This is a genomic window from Cytophagia bacterium CHB2, from assembly GCA_030263535.1.
Lineage (GTDB): Bacteria > Zhuqueibacterota > Zhuqueibacteria > Zhuqueibacterales > Zhuqueibacteraceae > Coneutiohabitans.
Genome location: SZPB01000568.1, coordinates 1 through 2,688 on the forward strand (window position 1 = coordinate 1; position 2,688 = coordinate 2,688).

3 protein-coding genes are annotated in these 2,688 nt (G+C 49.0%); all 3 read left to right on the forward strand.

What is annotated here, in order from left to right; all coding sequences use genetic code 11:
* Positions 1 to 288: phosphoribosylaminoimidazolesuccinocarboxamide synthase (locus FBQ85_28975; GenBank protein MDL1879168.1), on the forward strand; the 288-nt coding region annotated here is incomplete at its 5' end.
* A gap of 200 nt (positions 289 to 488) precedes the next feature.
* Positions 489 to 1,982: a radical SAM protein gene (locus tag FBQ85_28980; GenBank protein ID MDL1879169.1), complete on the forward strand. Its 1,494-nt coding sequence runs from the start codon at positions 489 to 491 to the stop codon at positions 1,980 to 1,982.
* Between the two features lie 97 nt (positions 1,983 to 2,079).
* Positions 2,080 to 2,688, forward strand: a 609-nt coding sequence (locus FBQ85_28985; protein MDL1879170.1) for a hypothetical protein, incomplete at its 3' end; no start/stop codon positions are given.

Below are 2,688 nucleotides of genomic sequence, written 5' to 3' on the forward strand. Positions count from 1 at the left end.
ATCGCCGACACCAAAATGGAATTCGGCCTAAAAGAAGGCAAGCTCATGCTTATTGATGAACTGCTCACGCCCGATTCTTCGCGCTTCTGGCCCATGGCAAGTTATAAACCGGGCAGCAGCCAACCCAGCTTTGACAAGCAATTCGTGCGAGATTATCTCATTTCCATCCAATGGAGCAAACAACCGCCTGCGCCGGATTTGCCGCACGACGTCGTACAAACAACGAGTCAAAAGTATTTAGAAGCCTATGAACGTCTCACCGGCTCGAAGCTTGACGTTCAGAACTAAAAACAACTACTCTTAAAGCTGCTCCGCGCTAATTTTTTTTGAATTCAAAAGCAGTAATTCCGGCTTGTTCGGCCACGGCTTCTACTATGATCAAGCCACGGCCAGGCCGTGGCTGAACATTACCGAACATGAATGTCAAAACTCATTAGCCCAGTCCTGCGATCACGATTCTCGCTCATCAAAATAAAATAGCCAGCTAAATGCACTCGCTTTCACCCAAAATCCTGCTCGTTAATCCCTGGGTAACCGATTTTGCGGCATATGATTTTTGGATGAAGCCGATGGGCTTGCTTTACCTCGCGGCGGTGTTGCGGCAAGCCGGTTATGCCGTTCGCCTGGTGGATTGCATGGATCGTTCGCATCCGGCGTTGTTGCGGTGGCAAGGCCAAACACACACGCAAAATCGGCGCTGGAGCACGGGAAAGTTCGTGCGCCAACCGGTTGCCAAACCCAAAGTCTACGCCAACATTCCGCGCAAATTGGCACGCTATGGCCTGCCGTTGGAACTGTTTCGCAAGCTTTGCTTGGAAGAGCCGCGCCCCGACGTAATTCTGATCACCAGCGGCATGACGTATTGGTATCCCGGATTGCAAGAAACAATTGCAGCTTTACGCAAATTGTTTCCCGGCATTCCCATTGTGCTCGGCGGCATTTATGCAACGCTATGCAGCGAGCATGCCCGGCAAACTTCGGGCGTGGATGTGATTGTCAGCGGTGAAGCCGAATTGTTTATCGCCTCTTTAGTTGAAAAATTGGGCGGGCGCCAGCGCATTACAGGCAATGGAGAATCAGCTCAAATCATCTCCGGTGGATCAATCAAGAATTTAGATGACTTGCCGTGGCCGGCATTCGATCTTTATACGAATCTCCACTATGCCACGCTCATGACTTCGCGCGGCTGCCCGCTGAAATGCACTTTCTGCGCTTCGCGTCTTGTTTCAGGGAACTATCGCTGGCGTTCTGTCACAAATATTATGGCTGAGTTGGACTGGCTGCATCACGGTCTCGGTGTGCGCGAATTCGCATTTTACGATGATGCTCTGCTCACCAATCGCGATCATCATTTCCTGCCGCTGTGCGAACAAATCATCGCGCAACAAATTCAAGCGACTTTTCATACGCCGAATGGCCTGCAAGTCAAATTTATCGATGCCGCCGCCGCGCAGCTCATGCAGCGCGCGCGATTCAAAACCATTCGTTTGGCATATGAAAGCGGCAACGCCGAACGCCAACGCGATATGAGCAAAAAAGTCAGCAATGAGACGTTCGCGCGCGGCGTGCAAAACCTGCAAGCCGCGGGTTTTGGGCCACAGGAGTTGGACGCTTATGTTATGATGGCTCTGCCCGGCCAGCCGATTGACGAGGTTTTGTGCAGCATGGCCTATGTTCACACCCTCGGCGTGGGCATACGGTTGGCGGCTTTTTCGCCCATTCCCGGCACCGTCGATTTCGAACGCGCCGTGGCCAGAGGTGAGATTGCAGCGGACGCCGACCCACTGCTTACCAATAATTCGATCTTACCCTCTCGCTTAGCCGGAGAAAGCTATGCAACCTACGATCGCATCGCCCGGCTGGCAAAATTGCTCAATGCACATCTCACACAAACCGGCAATCCGTTGGAATCGTTTGGAGATTTGTTGACGCGATTGCGCCGCGCGGTGCGAGATCCTATACTACTGACGATCGCGAGTTGACTTGACAGATTTTAGCCTGCAAAATCAAGGTTATTCTTGTCAAGTTAAATACCGAACATCAGTAAGACATTCAAAGTATATTCAAGTCTTTTAAAACATGAGAGCGTCTACTATGATTACTGAACTTAGAATTGAAGGTTTTAAAAGTTTCGGAACACCTGAGCAGGTCTTACCACTGGGTCATTTGAATTTTATAGTAGGAGCAAATGCCTCTGGCAAGACAAATCTTATTTCGGCTTTGCGTTTCCTTCAGAATGCGGTTAGTCAAAATGCCGAATTCGCTGTAAATGACTTGGGTGGGATAGCGGAAGTCCGAAACAAAATTATGAGGGAGAGAGAACAGGCTAAACCAGTAAAACTTGGGCTAAAAATGAGTTTTCTGGATGATGTAATCCGTTTTAAGTCAGGTAAAGACAATGAGCTTCGGTTTCAGTCTTTTAGCTATACACTAACGCTTGATCTTCGAAATCCTAGCGGATTGCCTGAAGTCGTTTCCGAAAATCTAATCGCTGAGATACAGGATGAAAAAGGAGAAAAGCATAAGTACCAATTAAAAAGAGACGAGAGCCTGGTCCAAATCTTAGATCCAACTGACACGCAAGGGACTTTACCTCACAAGATTAAAGTACCTAAGGAAGAATCCACTCGTTTGGCCTTAGGTGTTGGTTTTTTCAGCCCTCCATGTGTTATCCTTCGTCACATAATT